We start from the raw sequence: 19,196 nt of genomic DNA, 5'->3' as shown, positions 1-19,196 counted from the left end.
GATGGAAGATACGCAACAAGGCGGTCCCGATCCGCTGGCCACACTGCTCGACATGGCACACCGCGCGCGCCATGTCGGCGCGCGGGTCGAACTCGATTTCCTGGCGGTGAACGGCAGCCATGCGCTGGCGCCGTATCGCCAGGCCGCGCTGTGGTTCGAGGACCGCAAGGTGTGCGCGCTGTCGGGCGTGGTGCAGATCGAAGCGAACGCGCCCTATGTGCAGTGGCTGGAGCGCCTGTGCAAGGCGGCGCCGGCCGGCGCGTTGACCGCCGCCGATTTTGACGGCGACGTGGCGGCGCAATGGACCGAGTGGCTACCGGCCTATGCGCTGTGGTTGCCGCTGCCGGCCACCGACGGCCTGTTGCAGGCGCCGCGCGGCGGCTTGCTGCTGGCGCGCGACACGCCGTGGCAGGCGCACGACATCGCGCTGCTGACCGAATGGTGCGATGTGCTGCGCCATGCGTATGCGGCAGTGACAAAGCCGGCGCCGTGGTCGCCGTTCGCGCTGAAGTCGCGCTGGCGCCAGCGCATGGCGCAGGAACAGAGCGCGGCCTTGCCCTGGTGGCGGCGGCGCAAGGTGCAGATTGCGCTGGGCGTGGCGGCGGTGTTATGCCTGCCCGTGCGGCTGACCATCCTGGCGCCCGGCGAACTGGTGCCGGCCAACCCGGCTGCCATCCGCTCGCCGCTCGAAGGCGTGATCGAGCGCTTCCACGTCAAACCCAACCAGTTGGTGAAGCAGGGCCAGCCGCTGCTGGACTTCGACCAGGCCCAGCTCGAAAGCCGCTACCAGGTGGCCAGCCAGGCGCTGGCCACGGCTGAAGCGGAATACCGCCAGTCGCTGCAACAGGCGCTGACCGACAACCGGTCGAAAGCATTGCTGTCTTCGCTGCAAGGCAAGATCGAAGAGCGCCGCGCGGAAAGCGAATTTTTGCATGGCCAGGCCGAACGCGCGCGCATCGTCGCCCCGCGCGACGGCATCGCCCTGTTCGACGATCCCAGCGAATGGGTCGGCCGGCCCGTCATGACCGGCGAACGCATCATGCGCATCGCCACGCCCGGCGACGTCGAGGTGGAAGCATGGCTCGGCGTGGGCGATGCCATCCCGCTGGAGGAGGGCGCCGACACCAGCCTGTACCTGGGCGCCAGCCCGCTGCAGCCGGTGACGGCGCGGGTGCGCTACGTCTCGTACGAAGCGCAGCCGCGTCCCGACGGCAGCTACGCCTACCGCGTCCGCGCCACGCTCGACGGCGCCACCACGCACCGGGTGGGCCTCAAGGGCACGGTCAAGCTGACCGGCCGCTGGGTGCCGGCGGCGTACTGGATCATGCGCCGGCCGCTGGCCGCCATGCGCCAGGTGGCGGGACTGTAAGCCTTGGACGGTTTGCTGCCGCAGCAGTTCGAGCACCTGCGCCTGCCGCCGCTGCGCGAAGAACTGAGCCTGCATGCCGGCCCGGCGCTGGACACGGGAGAACCCAGCTACACCCTGGAAGACCCGGTACGCAACCAGTTCTTCCGCATCGACTGGCTGACCTTCGAGGTGCTGCGGCGCTGGACGCTGGGCAGCCCGCAGCAGGTCCTGCGCGATATCGAACACGGCACGCCGCTCGATATCGGCTACGGCGAGATCGAATCGGTGCTCGGCTTCCTCGACCAGAACCAGCTGCTGCAGCCCGATCCGCTCGCATCCGTGAAAACCATGGCCGCACGCCATAAGGCGCAGCAGGGCGCCTGGTACACGCAACTGCTGCACGGCTACCTGTTTTTCCGCATCCCGCTGGTCAAGCCCGACCGCTGGCTCACGCGCGTGGCGCCGTCGTTCGAATGGCTGTTTTCAACCACCTTCGCCCGCCTGACCTTGTTGGCGCTGATCATCAGCAGCATCCAGATCTACCGCGAGTGGGGCCGCCTGGGCAGCATGTTGATGGATACGTTTACGCCTGCCGGCATTGCCTGCTACGGGCTGGCGCTGGCCGGCGTCAAGTGCGCGCACGAACTCGGGCATGCCATCACGGCCAAGCGGCGCGGCTGCCGCGTGCCCACCATGGGGCTGGCATTCCTGGTGCTGTGGCCGGTCCCGTACACCGACACCAACGACGTCTGGCGCCTGAACAACAAGCACCACCGCCAGCAGGTGGCGGCGGCCGGCGTGGCGACCGAGTTAATCATCGCCATCTGGTCGTCGCTGGCGTGGGCCGTGCTGCCGGACGGCGTGCTGCGCTCGATCGTGTTCCCGCTGGCGACCACCACCTGGATCGCCACGCTGGCCATCAACGCCAGTCCGTTCATGCGCTTCGACGGCTATTTTGTCGTCTCCGACTGGCTCGACATGCCGAATCTGCATGCGCGCGCGTTTGCGCTGGCGCGCTGGAACCTGCGCGAACGGCTGTTCGACGCAGGCGCGCCGCCGCCCGAATATTTTCCGCCGCGCCGGCACTGGGGCCTGATCCTGTTTGCGTGGGGCGTGTGGGTGTACCGGCTGATGCTGTTCCTCGGTATCGCGGTGCTGGTGTATCACTTTTTTATCAAACTGGTGGGAATTTTCTTGTTCGCGATTGAAATGAGCTGGTTTATCTTGCGCCCCCTGGCCACCGAACTGCGCGCCTGGCGCAGCCTGTGGCCGCAGGTGCGGCACCGCCGCCGCACGCGGCGCACGCTGGTGCTGGCCGCGCTGGCCATGCTGCTGTTCGTGGTGCCGTGGCCCACGCGGGTGCAGGCCACGGGCGTGTTGCGGCCGGCGCAGGTGTTTCCCATCCATGCACCGGAACACGCCATGCTGTCCGCCCTGCCGCTGGGCGAGGGCGCCAGGGTGCGCGCCGGCGACGTCATGCTGCAATTTGCCGTGGCGGAAAACGCCAGCCAGCGCCAGGGGCTGGCCGCGCAGATCGAGAGCCTGCGCTGGCGCACCGAAGGCGCCGGTTTCGACGCCGAGCAGCGTGCCCAGAGCATGGTGCTGCGCGAACAGCTGGCCAGCGCCGAGGCCAAGCTGGCGCTGCTGGAAGAAGAAGCCGCGCGCTACCGCCCGGTGGCGCCGTTCGCCGGCACCCTGCGCGATATCGACGGTGCGCTGGCGCCTGGCGTGTGGGTGGGCAAGAACGAACGGGTGGCGGTGCTGGTGGGCGATCAGGGCGAGGAAGCAAGCACTTACCTCGACGAAGACACGGTGCGCCGCGTGGCCGTGGGCGACAGCGCGCGCTTTTACCCGGACGGCCTCGAAGGGCCGTTCGTGCGGCTGCAAGTGAGCGGCATCGACCAGGACGCCACCCACATGCTGCCGAGCGGCATGTGGTCGGCCCAGCACGGCGGCTCGGTGACGGCGCATGAAAAGCAGGGCCACTGGTTCCCGGAAAAAGCCGTGTACCGGGTCACCTTCAAGGTCACCGATCCAGCTGGCGCGCTGGCCGGGCGCAACTGGCGCGGCAAGGTCGTGATTGCCGCCGACTGGGAGGCGCCCGGTACCCGCCTGCTGCGCGGCGTGGCGGCGTTGATGTGGCGCGAAGCGGGCTTTTAAGGGGAATTTGGCGCGGGTGTGCATGGCGCCCACAAAAACTGGGCGGTACGGCGCTGCTTTCACGTAAAATTCAGCATTTCCCGACGTCATGGACCTGCTGCCCGCGTGAAGTTCATACAACACAATCGTTTCCTGGCCATCGCGATCGCGGTGTCGCTGCTGGCGCATGCCGCGTTGCTGGCCCTGCGCTTTGTTGCGCCGCCGCCCACCCCGGTCAAACCCACCGATCCGGGCCTGGAAGTCATCCTGGTCAACGCCAAGCACAAGAACCCGCCGCTCAAGGCCGAGGCGCTGGCGCAGGCCAATCTCGATGGCGGCGGCACGGTGGACAAGGGCCGGTCCAAGTCGCCGCTGCCCGACATGCGCAAGATGGAAACCGGCGACAGCATCGTCGCCACCCAGCGCCGCATTGCCGCGCTGGAAGAGCAGCAGCGCAACCTGCTCAACCAGGTCAGGCGCAAGGACCCGTTTGCGGTACCGAAGGTGACCGAAGACACCAAGCCCGATCCGCTGGCCAGCGGCTCGGACCTGCTCGAATCGAGCAAGGCGATTGCCCGCCGCGCCGCCGAAATCAGCGAAACCATCGAAGACCAGAACAAGCGCCCGCGCAAGACGTTCCTGAGTCCCAGCACCCGGGGCGTGGGCTACGCCATGTATTACAAGACCCTGCAAAAGCGCATCGAGGACGTCGGTACGCTGAATTTCCCGCAAAAAAACGGCCGCAAGCTGTACGGCCAGCTGGTGCTGTCGATTCCCGTATTTCAGGATGGCACCATCTATGACAAGGAAGGCGGGATCGAAGTGACCACCAGCTCGAAGAACCCGGCGCTGGACCAGGCGGCAATCGATATCGTCCGGCGCGCCGCGCCGTTCGGCAAGTTCCCGGCCAATATGCGCTCGAGCGACCGCGACGACCTGTGGGTCATCGTCACCACCTTCAGATTCACCCGCGACGATAAACTGGAAGCCGACATGCTCGGCGGAGCAAAATAATCATGACAGCCACCCCGGCGCCAGCGGACCGCTACTGCGTGTTCGGCAATCCGATTGCCCATAGCAAATCCCCCGACATCCACGCCGCCTACGCGGCCCAGACCGGCCACGCCGTGCAGTACGAAAAACGGCTGGCGCCGGTGGACGGCTTTGCCGCCGCCGTGCACGCCTTTATCGCCGAGGGCGGCAAGGGCGCCAACGTTACCGTGCCGTTCAAGCTCGAAGCCGTCAAAGTGGCGAATGCCCTGACCATCCGCGCGCAGGCCGCCGGCGCCGTCAACACCCTGCACTTCACCGAAGACGGCATCATCGGCGACAACACCGATGGCGCCGGCCTGGTGGCCGATATCGTCGGTAACGCCGGCATGCAGATCGGTGGCCGCCGGGTGCTGCTGCTGGGCGCCGGTGGCGCCGCGCGCGGCGTGGTGTTGCCGATCCTCGAACACCGTCCCGCGCAGCTGGTCATCGCCAACCGCACCGTGGCCACGGCCCAGGCGCTGGCCGACCAGTTTGCCGCGCTGGGCGGAGACGGCGTGGTATCGGCCTGCGGCTACGCCGACCTCGATGCCGCGTTCGACCTGGTGATCAACGCCACGGCCGCCAGCCTCTCTGCGGAATTGCCGCCGGTGCCAGCCACCGTGTTTGCCCCGGGCGCACTGGCGCTGGACATGATGTATGGCAAGGAGCCGACCGTGTTCCTGCAATTTGCCGCCAGCCATGGCGCGGCCGTGCGCGACGGCCTGGGCATGCTGGTGGAGCAGGCGGCCGAGGCGTTTGCCGTGTGGCGCGGCGTCCATCCCGACACCGCGCCGGTGTTGCAGTCGCTGCGTGCGCAGCTATGAAGGCGGCCAAAAAATCGCCCAGGCCTGCTGCGGCACGCGGCCGGTTCGGCTGGGTCAAGTGGGTGTTCATCGTGCCGGTGGTGCTGGTACTGGTGGTGCAGGTATATTTCTTCCTGCAAATCTGGTGGTGGGTCGATCACAACCCGGGCATGACCAGCTTCATGCGCGAGCAGGAATCGGTGCTGCAGGATAAAAATCCCAAGGCCGAAATCCGCCAGACCTGGGTGCCGTACAACCGCATCTCGAACAACCTCAAGCGCGCCATTATCGCCTCGGAAGACGCCAATTTTTCCGAGCACGAGGGTGTCGATTGGGAGGCCTTGCAAAAGGCCTACGAGAAAAACAACAAGAAACGCAAGGTGGTGGCGGGCGGCTCCACCATTACCCAGCAACTGGCCAAGAACCTGTTCCTGTCCGGCTCGCGCAGCTACGTGCGCAAGGGCCAGGAACTGGTGATCACGTACATGCTGGAAACCCTGATGGACAAGCGCCGCATCTTTGAAATTTATTTGAACGTGGTGGAGTTCGGCACCGGCACCTTTGGCGCGGAAGCGGCGTCGCGCCATTATTACCGCACCAGCGCAGCCAACCTCAGCGCCGGCCAGGCGGCCCGGCTGGCGGTAATGCTGCCCAATCCGCGCTACTACGACAAGCACCGCGATACCAGCTACCTGAACCGCCGTACGTCCACCATTCTGGCCCGCATGAACGCCGTAGAGGTGCCGTGAGATAAAATGCAGCCCAACCAACAGGGCAGGCTGGCTTAGCCAGTGCCTTTCCGAGTACACTTGCGCTGTTTCCAGAAGGCTCCCCTCCCATGATTAATGTTTTCGTTCTCCAGAATGGCCGGCTCAACCAGGTACCGATCGACACGCGCGAAGACCTGGTCAACGCCGAGCCGGTGTGGGTCGACCTGACCGACCCGACGGATGACGAGCGGCTATGGGTCAAGACCATTTATGGCGTGACCCTGCCGGGCGAAGATGAAGTCAAGGATATCGAAGCATCGGCGCGCTACTACGAAGCGGAAAACGGCGACCTGCACCTGCGCACCGACTTTCTGCTGGAAGAAGACGACGGCCCGTCGCGCGTGATCACGGTCGCGTTCATCCTGGCGCGCAAGATGCTGTTCTCGGTCCATACCGACGATTTGCCGGTGTTCCGCCTGGTGCGCATGCGCGCCCGTTCGCGGCCCGGCTCGATCGGCGATTACATGGACGTGCTGCTGGACCTGTACGCGACCGACGCCGAGTACTCGGCCGACGCGCTCGAAGGCATTTATCTGAGCCTGGAAGAAGTGAGCGGCCGCGTGTTGCAAAAACACTTCACCGATGATGACGCGGCTGCAGCGCTGAACTCGATCGCGCGCGAGGAAGACTTGAACGGCCGCATCCGCCGCAACATGATGGATACCCGCCGTGCAGTCAGTTTCCTGATGCGCGGACGCCTGCTCAACGCCGACCAGTTCGAGGAAGCGCGGCAGATTTTGCGCGACATCGAATCGCTGGACGGCCACACGTCGTTCCTGTTCGACAAGATCAACTTCCTGATGGACGCCACGGTCGGCTTCATCAACATCAACCAGAACAAGATCATCAAGATCTTCTCGGTGGCCAGCGTGGCCTTCCTGCCGCCGACCCTGATCGCCTCGATCTACGGCATGAACTTCAAGTGGCTGCCGGAACTGGAGTGGCAGGCCGGCTACCCGTTCGCGCTGGCCCTGATGGTCACCAGCGCGATCGCGCCGTTCTGGTACTTCCGCCGGCGGGGCTGGCTGAAGTAACCGGAACCTAGCCGCGCGCCAGGCGCAGGTTGGTGCTGCGCTGCGGTGCGCTGGGGCGCTGCGCTACCGAGCGCACGGTGGCGGTGTCGCTGTCCAGCTTGAACACTCCCACCACCTCGGTCAACGCCGACGCCTGCTGATCGAGCGCATGGGCGGCTGCCGAAGCTTCTTCCACCAGCGCCGAGTTCTGCTGGGTCATGCCGTCCATTTCGCCGATGGCGCCGTTCACCTGTTCGATACCGATGCTCTGCTCGGCGCTGGCCACGCTGATCTCGCTCATGATCTCGGTCACGCGCTTGACGCTGATAACCACCTCCTGCATGGTGATGCCGGCCTTGGACACCAGCTCGGTGCCGCTGCCCACTTTGGTGACGGAATCGTCGATCAGCGCCTTGATTTCCTTGGCGGCCGAGGCCGACCGCTGGGCCAGGTTGCGCACCTCGGTCGCCACCACGGCAAAGCCGCGCCCCTGCTCGCCGGCCCGGGCCGCTTCGACTGCCGCGTTCAGCGCCAGGATATTGGTCTGGAAGGCGATGCCGTCGATGACGGAAATGATGTCGACGATTTTTTTCGACGACTCGTTGATCGATTCCATGGTGTCGGTCACCTGCTGCATCACCACGCCGCCCTGTTCCGACACCGACGAAGCGGTCTGCGCCAGGGTGTTGGCCTGCTGGGCATTGCTGGCATTCTGGCGCACGGTGGAGGTCAGCTCTTCCATCGCGGTGGCCACTTTTTCCAGCGACGAGGCCTGGTGCGCGGTGCGGTTCGACATGTCTTCGTTGCCGGCGGCAATTTCGCTCGAGGCGGTGTCGATGGCGTGCGTCCCTTCGCGCACCTTGCCGACGATGGCGGCCAGGCTGTCGCGCATGCTCTTGATTTCATAGAGCAGGCTGCTCTGGTCGCCGGACTTGACGTTCACCTTCACGGCCAGGTCGCCATGGGCGATCTGGCTGGCCACCTTGGTGGCATAAGCCGGTTCGCCGCCCAACTGGCGCAGTAGCACGTGCTTGATGATCGCGGTAACTGCAATGCTGAGAATGAACGCGGTGACGGCCAGGGCGATGGTCCAGAAACGGGCGCTTTCGGCGCGCTGTTCCGACAAATCGCTCGCTGCCAGGGATTCCTTCTGGGCGGCGTCGAGCAGCACCGCCATGTCGGCCACGATCTGGCGCCGCAGCGGGCTGCACTCGTTGACCAGGAACTTGCCGTAAGCCTCCATCTCATCGGCCTCGCGGAACTTGCGCGGCTTGTTCAGTTCCTGGGCCATGGTCAGCAAGCCGGTGCGCACCTTGTCGAACTGGGCGTTGCCGGCAAAGGCAGGCGTCATTTTTTCCAGCGCTTTCAGGTAGATCGCCTTTTGCTCGTCGAGGATGGCCAGTTCCTTGGCTGCCTGCGCCTTGTCGTTGAAGATGAAGGCGTTGCGCGCAGCCAGGCCGGTTTGCGCCAGTGCTTCGCGCGTTTCCACCAGCGGATCGAGGTGTTCAGTGTTGATTTTGTCCTGCTGCTTGAAGGCATTGTTGATCGCTGTGACGCCAAAGATGGAGACCGCCGCCAGCAGCAGCATCAACGCCGTGACCATGCCAAAGCCCAACGACAGCTGGGTACCGATTTTCAGTTGTTTGAATGCGTTCATGATCTTCTTCCTGGAAACGTTATACGTTTCCTCAGGCACCTGCGGCTAGTGGAAACGCGGCCGCATGGCGGCGACATTGGTTATTTTGCTTTTTTTGTGGCAGTCGCGAGAATTGGGCGGCGCCGGAAACGACAGGCTTGCTGCGGTTGCTACTGACACTGCTAAAACTGCGGCGCACCGGCGGGCAAGGGGCGGGCGCCGTGGAATCGGGTGTTACGGTCGCGCTCGGCGCTGGATTTCTTCCGAAGCGATGGCGGCCAGTTCGCGCAGCGAGCGGATTTCGCGATCGCGCAGGCGGCGCGGTTCGCGGTCCAGCACGCACAAGGTGCCCAGCGGGACCTTGTGCGCATCGAGCAGCGGGAAGGCCGCATAAAAGCGGATGTGCGGCTCGCCGATCACCAGCGGATTGTCCTGGAAGCGCGGGTCGCGCGCCGCATCTTCCACCACGAACAAGCCGTCCTGCAAGATCGCGTGGCTGCAAAACGCCCAGTCGCGCGGCGTCTCGGTCACGGCCACCCCGACGCGCGACTTGAACCACTGGCGCTTCGACGTCAACAAGCTGATCAGCGCCATCGGCGACTCGGTGACCTGGCTGGCCAGCCAGGTCAGGCGGTCGAACACCGACTCGGCGGGCGTATCGACGATGCGCGCGGCGTCGAGCGCCAGCAGGCGCTGGGCCTCGTCGTGCGCCACCGGGTAGGCAGCGGTGGACACGGGCAGAAATTCGTCACTGCTGGCTACCGCTGCCGCAGACACTGCCACGGCGGCGACCGGCGCCACCAGGCCGCGCTCTTCCATCAGGCGCCTGACAGCCGACAGGCGCACACGGCGGTGGCCACCCGGCGTCTTCCATGACGGAATCGCGCCGTTCTCGATCCACAGCTGCGCCGTACTGACGGCCACGCCTAGCAACTCTGCGGTCGCGCGGGTGGTCAGGACGGAATCTTTACTGTTGGGCATTAGCGTATCTCGAGCATGGACGGCCGGTAAGGCAGCGGATGAAAGCAGTGTACTGTAATTTCCTAATGGAAACAAATTAAATTGACGAAAATGACGTTTTTATGTTTGTACAGCAATGAAATTTCTAGTGCTAACGATCTATCGGTGAGTTTTTTTGATGTGGATCATCATTTCCGTCATTTATGTCGGTTAGGCCGAGCCAGCGTCATGGACTTTCACAACCGTAATATAGTTGCATGCTGGATGCACTTAAAATGGCGGCCAATCTCAGTGTCCGGGAGCCACGACCATGTACAAGAAACGGCAATTTTTCCCCCGGCAGGTAGTGGAAGCCGGCGGCAACCGCTGGGACTGGGCGCTGCTGCCCATCGTGCTGGCCTTGTTCGTGCTGCTGGCCTATGGCGGCCAGCAGATGGCGCGCCCTTACCAATTGGGCCAGGCGCTGCCGCTCTCGCTCGACCCGACCAACCTGCCGTATTACCTGCTGCGCACCACCTTGCGCATGTTTATCGCGCTCGGTGCGTCGGTGGTGTTCGCCTGCGTGTTTGCCGCGCTTACCACCAAGTACCGGCTCGCCGAAAAAGTGCTGGTGCCGCTGCTCGACATCCTGCAGTCGATCCCGATCCTCGGCTTTTTGTCGATCACGGTGACCGCCTTCATCGCGCTGTTTCCCGGCAACCTGCTGGGCGTGGAATGCGCGGCCATCTTTGCCATCTTCACGTCGCAGGCGTGGAATATGGCGTTCTCGGCCTACCAGGGCTTTCGCAACGTGCCGGCCGAACTGTCGGAGGCGGCCCAGGTGTTCCAGCTGTCGGGCTGGCAGCGCTTCTGGCGCCTGGAACTGCCGTTCGCCATGCCGGGCCTGTTGTGGAACATGATGATGTCGATGTCGGGCGGCTGGTTTTTCGTGGTGGCGTCGGAGGCGATCTCGGTCTCGAACCAGGACATCAAGTTGCCCGGCATCGGCTCGTACATCGCGCTGGCCATCGAGCAGAGCAACCTGGGCGCCATCGGCTGGGCCATCTTTGCCATGCTGATCGCCGTGCTGCTGTACGACCAGCTGTTTTTCCGTCCGTTGCTGGCCTGGGCCGACAAGTTCCGGTTCGAGGAAACCGGCGGCGACACCGCGCAAAACTCGTGGCTGCTCACCTGGCTGCGCCGCACCGACCGCACCCAGGAATTCGTAGCGTGGTGCGGCCGGCTGCTGTCGCGCTCCATCGCGCTGTTCCGTCTCGGCCACGACGGCACCTCGATCCGCGCCCGCCGCGATCATCCGTCGCTGGTGCCCCAGCGCGTGTGGGACGCGGTGATCGTCGCCGTGGTGTTTTACGCCTTGTGGACACTCGGCCACTTCATCAGCACCGAGGTGGGCTGGCGCGAAGTGGGACACGTGCTGCTGCTGGGCTGCTACACCATGCTGCGCGTGATCGGTTTGCTGGTGCTGGCCGCGCTGATCTGGGTGCCGGTGGGCGTGTGGATCGGCATGAACCCGCGCTGGGCGTCGCGCACCCAGGCGGTGGCGCAGTTCCTGGCCGCGTTCCCCGCTAACCTGGTGTTCCCGGTGGCGGTGATCGTCATCATGCGCTACCAGCTGAACCCGGACATCTGGCTGTCGCCGCTGATGATCCTCGGCACCCAGTGGTATTTGCTGTTCAACGTGATCGCCGGCGCGTCCACCATACCGACCGAGTTGCGCCACGCGGCGCAGAATTTCGGGTTGACGGGCTGGCTTAAATGGCGGCGCTACCTGCTGCCGGCGATTTTTCCCAGTTTCGTCACCGGTGCGATCACCGCGTCGGGCGGCTCGTGGAACGCCAGCATCGTGGCCGAATACGTGAGCTGGGGCGCCACCACGGTCAAGGCCCATGGCCTGGGCAGCTACATTGCCGAGATGACCGCCACCGGCGATTTTCCGCGCATTGCGCTCGGCATCGGCGTGATGTGCATCTTCGTGATGGGTTTTAATCACTTCGTCTGGCGCCGCCTGTACATCATGGCCGAGAGCCGGCTGCATTTCTAGGAGCGCACCATGAACACACCGATCGTCGAACTCAAAGGCGTCGCCAAGCATTTTCGGGCGGCCGATGGCGCTGCGCGCGCGGTGCTCGAAGGCGTCGATTTCACCCTGCACGAAGGGGAAATTGTCGCGCTGCTGGGCCAGTCCGGCTCCGGCAAATCGACCATGCTGCGCCTGATGGCGGGACTGATCCAGGCCGACGCCGGCCAGGTGCTGTATCGCGGCATGCCCTTGTACGGCACCGCGCGCGGCATCCGCATGGTGTTCCAGTCGTTTGCGCTGTTCCCGTGGCTGACCGTGCAAAAGAACGTGGAACTGGGGCTGGAAGCGCAGGGCATGCCGGCGGCGGAACGGGCGCGGCGGGCGTCGGCCGTGATCGACCTGATCGGCCTGTCCGGTTTCGAGGGCGCGCTGCCGCGCGAGCTGTCGGGCGGCATGCGCCAGCGCGTGGGCATCGCCCGGGCGCTGGTGATGGAACCCGAAGTGCTGCTGATGGACGAAGCGTTTTCCGCACTCGACGTGCTCACCGGCGAGCGCCTGCGCGAGGAAATTCTGGAACTGTGGCAGTCCGGCCGGATTCCCACCAAGGCCATCCTGGTTGTGTCGCACAATATCGAGGAAGCGGTGATGATGGCCGACCGTGTGCTGATTTTCGCCAGCGATCCGGGCCGGGTGCGCGCCGAACTGCCGATCGCGCTGCCGCAGCCGCGCAAGGCCGAAGGTGCCGAAGTGCGGCACCTGATCGATAAAGTGTACGAGCTGATGACAGCCGGCGCCGGCCGCCGTGGCCCGATCAGCGAAAAAGAGGTGAAGCTGCAACTGGGCGACCGCCTGCCGCAGGCCGACATCGCCCACATGGAAGGCATACTGGAACTGCTGGCCGAAGAACCGTTCGCCGGCCGCGCCGACCTGCCGCAACTGGCCGAGGAAACCGATCTCACCGACGCCGAGCTGCTGGAAGTGACCAACGCCTTGCTGCTGCTGGGTTTTGCCCACCTGCTCGATGGCGATATTTTGCTAACGGAACTCGGTGCGCGCTATGCCGCCATCATGGCGACCGAGGACAGCGGCGCGCGCCAGGCGGTGTTCGGCAAGCAGCTGCTCGAACACGTGCCGCTGATTGCGTACATCTGCCATGGGCTGGCGCAGGACCGGTCGGGCGATTTGCCGGAAGATTTGTTCCTCAAGCTGCTGCGGTTTACGCTGAGCGAAGAGGAGGCCGAACGCGCACTGCGCGTGGCCATCGAGTGGGGGCGGTACGGGGATCTGTTCGAGTACGACTTCAATACGGGGGTGATCCAGTCGGCTTGAACCCCCGTATAGTTGCTTATGCGTATGTTTAGGCTGATGCTGCTGCGAGCTTTTTGAACACGCGGCTCGCCGCTGCAATGGTCTCGTCGATGACCGCGTCGCTATGCTGGGCCGACACAAACCCCGCCTCGAACGCCGCCGGCGCAAAATACACGCCTTCGTCGAGCATCGCGTGGAAGAACACGTTGAAGCGTTCGCGGTCGCCGGCCATCATCTCGGCGTAGTTGTTCGGCGGCGTGGCGCTGAAGTACAGGCCGAACATGCCGCCCACTGCATCGGCGCAGAACACCACGCCCGCTTCTTTTGCCGCTGCCGTCAGGCCGGCAGCCAGGCGCTCGGCCGTGGCGCCCAGGCGCTCGTAAAAGCCCGGTTCCTGGATCAGCTTCAAGGTGGTCATGCCGGCCGCCACCGCCACCGGGTTGCCCGACAGGGTGCCGGCCTGGTACACCGCGCCGAGGGGCGCCATGTTGGACATCAGCTGCGCGCTGCCGCCGAACGCCGCCACCGGCAGGCCGCCGCCGATCACCTTGCCCAGGGCGGTGAGATCGGGCTTGATGCCGTACAGTTCCTGGGCGCCGCCCAGGGCCACGCGGAAGCCGCACATCACTTCGTCGAAGATCAGGAGTGCACCGTGCCTGGTGCACAGGTCGCGCGTCGCTTGCAGGAAGTCGGCGTTGGCCTTGATCAGGTTCATATTGCCGGCGACCGGCTCGATGATCACGCAGGCGATCTCGTCGCCGAAGTTGGCGAAGGCTTCTTCGAGCTGCGCCACGTTGTTATAGTCGAGCACCAGCGTGTGCTTGACGAAGTCTTCGGGCACGCCAGCCGACGTCGGGTTGCCGAAGGTGAGCAGGCCGCTGCCGGCCTTGACCAGCAGCGAGTCGGCGTGGCCGTGATAGCAGCCTTCGAACTTGACGATCTTGTCGCGGCCGGTGGCGCCGCGCGCCAGGCGCAGCGCGCTCATGGTCGCCTCGGTGCCCGACGAGACCAGGCGCACCTGTTCCAGCGACGGCACCAGGCGGCAGATTTCCTCGGCCATTTCCACTTCGCCCTGGGTCGGAGCGCCGAACGACAGGCCGCGCGTGGCTGCCTCCTGCACCGCCTTGACCACTTGCGGGTGGGCGTGGCCGACGATGGCCGGGCCCCACGAGCCGATGTAGTCGATGTAGCGCTTGTCGTCGGCATCCCAGAAGTACGGGCCTTCGGCGCGGGTGATGAAGCGCGGCGTGCCGCCCACCGAGCGGAAGGCGCGCACCGGCGAGTTGACGCCGCCGGGCGTGGTTTTCTGGGCGCGGGCGAACAGCGTGTCGTTGTTGGAAATCGTGGTCATGTGGTTATCTCGGTGTCTGGTGAATAAAGCGGCCATGCTTATTGCATGTCGGCGGCCGTCGTCAGCAAGTGGAAGAAGCGGTTGGGCACGAACTTGCCCATGCCGTAGCGCTGCGCATGGGCCAGGGCGCCCACAGTGTACTCCTGCGCCGCTTTCACCGCTTCCGGGGCGTCCACGCCGCGCGCCATGAAGGCGGTGATCGCGGCCGACAGCGTGCCGCCGGCGCCGATGAAGGGGCCGGGCAGGTGCTGCCAGGCGTCGTGGCTGACCATGCCGTCCGAGTGGTACAGGGTGTTGGCCAGGGTATTCGGTACCGTGCGGCTGCCCACCTTGGCCTGCATGGCGCCGGCCTGGGTGCCGGTAACGAGCACGTATTCGCAGCCCAGGGCGATCAGGTATTCGACGTCGGACTGCAGCATGTTGTCGAGGCCATCGCCGGCGTCGCGCCAGGTTTCGGCCAGCCGGCCCAGTTCCACCACCGACAGCATCAGCAGCGTGGCCTGCGGCACCAGCAGCTGGCGTACGGCGGTCAGCAGTTCCTCGGCCTCGTCGTCGGGCAGGTCGGGCAGGCGCGAGCTGAACGGATCGAGGATCAGCGGCGCATCGGGATAGTCGGACAGGATCTCGGCGATTGCCGCCACTTGCTCCACGTTGGTCAGCGCGCCGACCTTGAAGGCGGCCATGGTCATGTCCTCGAGGACCACGCGGGCCTGGTCGGCCACCCAGTCGGGATCGATTTCCTGGGTATCCTCGATGCGGGCGGTGTCGCCGATCAGCAACGCGGTGGTGGCGGCCAGGCCGGTGCACGAGAGCGCGGCAAACGCGGCCAGGTCGGCCTGGACACCGGTTGCGCCGGCGGGATCGGCCACGCCGAAGCTTAATATGAGAGGAGAAGTTTGGTTTTGCACGGCTGGTAGATTAAGATACCTGATTCGGCATTTTACTTGATTGAAGGGTGGCAGAACGTGAGTAGCAATGAAACAACGCAGGACTTCCAGACCTGGATGTGCCTGATCTGCGGCTGGATCTACGATGAACAGGCCGGCCTGCCCGACGAAGGCATCGCCCCCGGCACCCGCTGGGCCGACGTGCCGATGAACTGGAGCTGCCCCGAATGCGGCGCCCGCAAGGACGATTTCGAGATGGTCGCGCTCTGATCTGCAGCCCGATCCATGCAGTTGCGGCATGTGCTAAGGTGCAGTGATGAATAACGCCCTGACGATCATGGTCATCGACGACAGCAGCACGATCCGCCGCTCGGCCGAGATTTTCCTGTCCGGCGCCGGCTACCGCGTGGTGCTGGCCGACGACGGCTTCGACGCCCTGGCCAAGCTGGCCGACCATCGCCCGGCGCTGGTGTTCTGCGACATCGTCATGCCGCGCCTCGACGGCTACCAGACCTGCACGCTGATCAAGAACAGCGCGGCATTCCACGCCACGCCGGTGCTCATGCTGTCTTCGAAAGACGGCCTGTTCGACCGCGCGCGCGGCGCCATGGCCGGTTCCGCCGCGTGCCTGGCCAAACCATTCACCCGGGAAGGCATGCTTGCAGCGGTTCGCGCGCATGCCACCAGCTCACCAGACTAAGATACCCGCAGGGGGAACCATGGCCATACAACGCATACTGATCGTCGACGACTCGCCCACCGAGCGTTACTACCTGTCCGACATCCTGGTCCGCAACGGCTATACCGTGGACGTTGCCGAAAGCGGCGAGGAAGCGCTGGTCAAGCTGCGCGCCGAGAAGCCGGACCTGATCCTGATGGACGTGGTGATGCCGGGCGCGAACGGCTTCCAGGTCACGCGCTCGATCGCGCGCGACCCGGTGCTCAAGGAAGTGCCGGTGATTATCTGCTCGAGCAAGGACCAGGAGACCGACCGCATCTGGGGCATGCGCCAGGGCGCACGCGACTACCTGGTCAAGCCGGTCACGCCGGGCGACCTGCTCGACAAGATCGCCGCCCTCGGCTGAGCGATGGACGCCGCCACGCCCGCACCCCTCGATCCCACCGACGGTCCGCCAGCCGGCGAGCGCCGCAGCAGCCTGCGCCAGTACCAGGTGCAGCTGCTCGAACGCATGCAGGCGGCCAAGAGCGGCGCTGCCGCCGGCGTGCGCGAGCTGGGCGTGGTGATCGCCGGCCGGCATTACCTGCTGGACCTCACCCAGATCGGCGAGATCGTCACGCCGCAACCGGTGTCGCCGGTGCCGCTGGCGCGCCCGTGGTACCTGGGCCTGGCCAATATCCGCGGCGACCTGACCGGCGTGATCGACCTGGCGCGCTACCAGGGCCAGCCCGGTGCGGTTGCCGGTACCAGTGCCGCAACGTCGGCCGAGCGCCGCCTGATTACCTTTTCGCCTAAACTGGGCTTCAACTGCGCGCTGCTGGCCGACCGCGTGCTGGGACTGCGCACCTCGTCCGAGATGCAGGCGGTCGCCGTGCCCGGCGCCGGCGCGCCCGCCTGGGCCGCTCACCAGTTTGACGACGGCGAGGACCGGCGCTGGACGCTGCTGGACCTGGCGCAACTGGTGCGCGAGCCACGCTTTGCGCTGGTGGGCTTTTAAAGGGAAGGAACGGGTTTGGACCAGGAAAGCTTCGACCATATCGCTGCCGCGCGCGCGCAGCAGGGCGGACCGGTGCGCCTGCGCGATGCGCTCGACCGTCTCGGCGCCGCCACGGCGGCAGCCGACGGTCAGCACGAAGCCCGGCCCGGTCTGAAACGGCTGCCGCTGATCGGCCGCCTGCCCACCCAGCGCCAGTTGAGCATCCTGTCCACCGCGCTTGGCATCAGCCTGAGCGTCTCGGCCGCCTGCGTCGCCCTCAACACCATCTACAGCGCCAACCGGTCGGCGCAAACCCAGGTTGCCAGCGACGCGCTGATGCACTCGCAGCGCATCGGCAAGGCCGCGCCGAACGCGGTGCAGGGCAGCGACGAAGCGTTTCGCCAGCTCGAGGAAAGCCGGCGCGAACTCAATAACGACATCACGCTGATGACGCGCGGCGGCAAGGTGCAGGGCCGCCAGCTGCGCGCGCCCGGAGCCGACCTGGCCGCAACCGTGGAATCGGTGCGCAAGCAGTGGGGCGCCACCGACCTGGCCGCCGCCACCATCCTCACCCTCAAGACCGATCTCAGTGGCGTCGATCAGACCCTGAACAAGCTCAATGCCATGTCGCCCGACCTGCTGGCCCGCACCGAGGAGATCAGCGCCTTGCGCGTGGCCGGCGGCGGTTCGGCGCGCGAGATCGCCGCGCTGGGCAAGCTCACCATGCTTACCCAGCGCATGAGCCGCAGCGCCAGCGAATTCCTCACCGCCGGCGGCATCAGTTCCGAAACCGCATTCCAGCTGGGGCGCGACACCACGGTGTTCCGCACCACCCTCGAAGGCTTCCTCGTCGGCAGCGCCGCGCAGGGTTTGAGCGCCGCGCGCGAGCCTGAGCTGCGCGAGAAAATCGTCGCGCTCAAGGCGCAGTTCGAGGACTACCAGAAGCTGGTGGCGGCCATCCTCGACAAGCTCGATAAATTCAGCGCCGCCAAGAACGCCGAACGGCTGATCTTCAACGAGAACGAGGCGCTGCGCCAGCGCCTCTACACGCTGCAGCAGTCCTATCGCGCCGAGCAGGATTCACTGGGTCTGACCTTCTGGCTGATGGTGGGCTGCGGCATGCTCACGCTGGTGATGGCGGTGGCCATCGGCCGCGTACTGCTGGTCGATTCCAACAACCGCACGCGCGGCGCCGACCGCCGCCGCCGCGAGGCCGACGCCCTGCGCGTGGAGTCGCAGCGCAAGGAGGAAGCGGCCCGCGAAACCAACGCCCAGAACCAGGCCGCCATCCTGCGCCTGATGAACGAGCTGCAAAAAGTGGCCGATGGCGACCTGACCGTGCGCGCTACCGTGTCGGAGAACGTCACCGGGGCGATTGCCGACACCGTCAATTACACGGTGGAGGAGCTGCGGGTGCTGGTGGGGCGGGTCACCGCCACCGCCGAACAGGTCACGCGGGCCTCGCTGCACGCGCATAGCATTTCCAACGATTTGCTGCGCGCCTCGCAGCAGCAGTCGCGCGAAATCCAGGACGTGAGCAGCACCGTGGTGCGCATGGCCGACCAGATCACCGACGTCTCGCGCTCCGCCAGCGAATCGGCCGCCGTGGCGCGGCAATCGGTGGCCGCTGCCAACCTGGGATCGACCGCCGTGGCCAACGCCATCTTCGGCATGCACGAGATCCGCGACCAGATCCAGGATACGTCCAAGCGCATCAAGCGCCTCGGTGAGTCGTCCCAGGAGATCGGCGAAATCACCGAACTCATTTCCGACATCACCGAGCAGACCAATGTGCTGGCGCTGAACGCCGCCATCCAGGCGGCTTCCGCCGGCGAAGCGGGGCGCGGCTTCACGGTGGTGGCGGAGGAAGTGCAGCGGCTGGCGGAGCGGTCGGCCGCCGCCGCCAAGCAGATCGGCGCGCTGGTGCGCACCATCCAGACCGACACCCACGACGCGGTGGCGGCCATGGAAAAATCCACGCGCGGGGTGGTGGAGGGCACGCGCCTGTCCGACGCCGCCGGCGCGGCCCTGAACGATATTTCGAACGTGTCGCACCACCTGGCGGAACTGATTTCCGGCATCGCCCAGGCCACCGGCGAGCAGGCCACGTCGGCCAGCGGCGTGGCGCGCAACATCCAGCTGATCCTGACCGTCACCGAACAGACCCAGGACGGCACCCAGCACACCGCGCAGTCGATCCATAAACTGTCGGTGCTGGCGCAGGAACTGAAAAACTCGGTGGCGCGGTTCCGCATCGCCTCCTGAGCGGCACAA

The 19,196-nt window shown here is 65.6% G+C and carries 17 protein-coding genes; 13 read left to right on the top strand and 4 right to left on the bottom strand.

What is annotated here, in order from left to right; translation table 11 throughout:
* Position 1: 1 nt before the first annotated feature.
* The 6 genes from SR858_RS22385 (at position 2) to corA (ending at position 7,126) form a co-directional block, all read left to right on the top strand.
* A complete protein-coding gene (locus tag SR858_RS22385) occupies positions 2 to 1,369 on the top strand; it encodes an efflux RND transporter periplasmic adaptor subunit (protein ID WP_026637196.1) in 1,368 nt (455 codons plus the stop codon).
* A gap of 3 nt (positions 1,370 to 1,372) precedes the next feature.
* A complete protein-coding gene (locus SR858_RS22380; RefSeq protein ID WP_019921320.1) occupies positions 1,373 to 3,508 on the top strand; it encodes a hypothetical protein in 2,136 nt (711 codons plus the stop codon).
* A gap of 105 nt (positions 3,509 to 3,613) precedes the next feature.
* Positions 3,614 to 4,501, top strand: a complete 888-nt coding sequence (locus SR858_RS22375; protein ID WP_019921321.1) for an energy transducer TonB — start codon at positions 3,614 to 3,616, stop codon at positions 4,499 to 4,501.
* A gap of 2 nt (positions 4,502 to 4,503) precedes the next feature.
* Positions 4,504 to 5,343 carry a shikimate dehydrogenase gene (aroE, locus tag SR858_RS22370; protein ID WP_019921322.1) on the top strand — a complete coding sequence of 280 codons (840 nt, stop codon included), beginning with the start codon at positions 4,504 to 4,506 and terminating at the stop codon, positions 5,341 to 5,343.
* Complete coding sequence (mtgA, locus tag SR858_RS22365) at positions 5,340 to 6,071, top strand: monofunctional biosynthetic peptidoglycan transglycosylase (RefSeq protein ID WP_019921323.1); 732 nt, start codon at positions 5,340 to 5,342, stop codon at positions 6,069 to 6,071. Before aroE ends, mtgA begins: the two co-directional genes overlap by 4 nt.
* An 89-nt stretch (positions 6,072 to 6,160) precedes the next feature.
* A complete protein-coding gene (gene corA, locus SR858_RS22360; protein ID WP_019921324.1) occupies positions 6,161 to 7,126 on the top strand; it encodes a magnesium/cobalt transporter CorA in 966 nt (321 codons plus the stop codon).
* A 7-nt stretch (positions 7,127 to 7,133) separates the two neighbouring features.
* Here corA and SR858_RS22355 read toward each other — a convergent pair whose 3' ends face one another.
* The gene (locus tag SR858_RS22355; RefSeq protein ID WP_019921325.1) at positions 7,134 to 8,762 is read right to left on the bottom strand and encodes a methyl-accepting chemotaxis protein; all 1,629 of its coding nucleotides are present in this window, start codon (positions 8,760 to 8,762) and stop codon (positions 7,134 to 7,136) included.
* A gap of 213 nt (positions 8,763 to 8,975) precedes the next feature.
* A complete protein-coding gene (locus tag SR858_RS22350) occupies positions 8,976 to 9,722 on the bottom strand; it encodes a GAF domain-containing protein (RefSeq protein ID WP_019921326.1) in 747 nt (248 codons plus the stop codon).
* Between the two features lie 289 nt (positions 9,723 to 10,011).
* Here SR858_RS22350 and SR858_RS22345 point away from each other — a divergent pair, with 289 nt between their 5' ends.
* Both SR858_RS22345 and SR858_RS22340 read left to right on the top strand, forming a co-directional pair.
* Positions 10,012 to 11,742, top strand: a complete 1,731-nt coding sequence (locus SR858_RS22345; protein ID WP_019921327.1) for an ABC transporter permease — start codon at positions 10,012 to 10,014, stop codon at positions 11,740 to 11,742.
* Positions 11,743 to 11,751: 9 nt separating this feature from the next.
* Positions 11,752 to 13,050 carry an ABC transporter ATP-binding protein gene (locus SR858_RS22340; protein WP_019921328.1) on the top strand — a complete coding sequence of 433 codons (1,299 nt, stop codon included), beginning with the start codon at positions 11,752 to 11,754 and terminating at the stop codon, positions 13,048 to 13,050.
* A gap of 28 nt (positions 13,051 to 13,078) precedes the next feature.
* On the opposite strand, the gene hemL is transcribed toward SR858_RS22340, so the two are convergent.
* Complete coding sequence (gene hemL / locus SR858_RS22335) at positions 13,079 to 14,380, bottom strand: glutamate-1-semialdehyde 2,1-aminomutase (RefSeq protein WP_019921329.1); 1,302 nt, start codon at positions 14,378 to 14,380, stop codon at positions 13,079 to 13,081.
* A gap of 38 nt (positions 14,381 to 14,418) precedes the next feature.
* Positions 14,419 to 15,288: a bifunctional hydroxymethylpyrimidine kinase/phosphomethylpyrimidine kinase gene (thiD, locus tag SR858_RS22330; RefSeq protein ID WP_026637198.1), complete on the bottom strand. Its 870-nt coding sequence runs from the start codon at positions 15,286 to 15,288 to the stop codon at positions 14,419 to 14,421.
* 96 nt (positions 15,289 to 15,384) lie between these two features.
* Between thiD and SR858_RS22325 the strand changes: the two genes are divergently transcribed.
* From SR858_RS22325 to SR858_RS22305, 5 genes are read left to right on the top strand one after another with little or no spacing between them, the layout of a single operon-like run.
* On the top strand, positions 15,385 to 15,537 hold the full coding sequence (locus SR858_RS22325) for a rubredoxin (RefSeq protein ID WP_019921331.1): 153 nt from the start codon (positions 15,385 to 15,387) through the stop codon (positions 15,535 to 15,537).
* A 46-nt stretch (positions 15,538 to 15,583) separates the two neighbouring features.
* Positions 15,584 to 15,967: a response regulator gene (locus SR858_RS22320; protein WP_019921332.1), complete on the top strand. Its 384-nt coding sequence runs from the start codon at positions 15,584 to 15,586 to the stop codon at positions 15,965 to 15,967.
* A gap of 19 nt (positions 15,968 to 15,986) precedes the next feature.
* Positions 15,987 to 16,352, top strand: a complete 366-nt coding sequence (locus SR858_RS22315) for a response regulator transcription factor (protein WP_019921333.1) — start codon at positions 15,987 to 15,989, stop codon at positions 16,350 to 16,352.
* A gap of 3 nt (positions 16,353 to 16,355) precedes the next feature.
* Positions 16,356 to 16,943, top strand: a complete 588-nt coding sequence (locus tag SR858_RS22310) for a chemotaxis protein CheW (protein WP_019921334.1) — start codon at positions 16,356 to 16,358, stop codon at positions 16,941 to 16,943.
* Positions 16,944 to 16,958: 15 nt separating this feature from the next.
* Positions 16,959 to 19,187 carry a methyl-accepting chemotaxis protein gene (locus SR858_RS22305; protein ID WP_019921335.1) on the top strand — a complete coding sequence of 743 codons (2,229 nt, stop codon included), beginning with the start codon at positions 16,959 to 16,961 and terminating at the stop codon, positions 19,185 to 19,187.
* The last annotated feature ends 9 nt before the right edge of the window (positions 19,188 to 19,196 follow it).

This window comes from Duganella zoogloeoides (assembly GCF_034479515.1).
In the GTDB taxonomy this organism is placed as follows: Bacteria; Pseudomonadota; Gammaproteobacteria; order Burkholderiales; family Burkholderiaceae_D; genus Rugamonas; species Rugamonas zoogloeoides.
The sequence above is the reverse complement of the archived record's forward strand: the minus strand, read 5'-3'. Positions and strand labels throughout refer to the sequence as shown.

Excerpts from the sequence above, each read along its gene's own strand:
- SR858_RS22385 (WP_026637196.1), top strand. The coding sequence starts at position 2 with ATGGAAGATACGCAACAAGGCGGTCCCGATCCGCTGGCCACACTGCTC.
- aroE (WP_019921322.1), top strand. The coding sequence starts at position 4,504 with ATGACAGCCACCCCGGCGCCAGCGGACCGCTACTGCGTGTTCGGCAAT.
- mtgA (WP_019921323.1), top strand. The coding sequence starts at position 5,340 with ATGAAGGCGGCCAAAAAATCGCCCAGGCCTGCTGCGGCACGCGGCCGG.
- corA (WP_019921324.1), top strand. The coding sequence starts at position 6,161 with ATGATTAATGTTTTCGTTCTCCAGAATGGCCGGCTCAACCAGGTACCG.
- SR858_RS22355 (WP_019921325.1), bottom strand. The coding sequence starts at position 8,762 with ATGAACGCATTCAAACAACTGAAAATCGGTACCCAGCTGTCGTTGGGC.
- SR858_RS22350 (WP_019921326.1), bottom strand. The coding sequence starts at position 9,722 with ATGCCCAACAGTAAAGATTCCGTCCTGACCACCCGCGCGACCGCAGAG.
- SR858_RS22345 (WP_019921327.1), top strand. The coding sequence starts at position 10,012 with ATGTACAAGAAACGGCAATTTTTCCCCCGGCAGGTAGTGGAAGCCGGC.
- SR858_RS22340 (WP_019921328.1), top strand. The coding sequence starts at position 11,752 with ATGAACACACCGATCGTCGAACTCAAAGGCGTCGCCAAGCATTTTCGG.
- hemL (WP_019921329.1), bottom strand. The coding sequence starts at position 14,380 with ATGACCACGATTTCCAACAACGACACGCTGTTCGCCCGCGCCCAGAAA.
- SR858_RS22325 (WP_019921331.1), top strand. The coding sequence starts at position 15,385 with ATGTGCCTGATCTGCGGCTGGATCTACGATGAACAGGCCGGCCTGCCC.
- SR858_RS22320 (WP_019921332.1), top strand. The coding sequence starts at position 15,584 with ATGAATAACGCCCTGACGATCATGGTCATCGACGACAGCAGCACGATC.
- SR858_RS22315 (WP_019921333.1), top strand. The coding sequence starts at position 15,987 with ATGGCCATACAACGCATACTGATCGTCGACGACTCGCCCACCGAGCGT.
- SR858_RS22310 (WP_019921334.1), top strand. The coding sequence starts at position 16,356 with ATGGACGCCGCCACGCCCGCACCCCTCGATCCCACCGACGGTCCGCCA.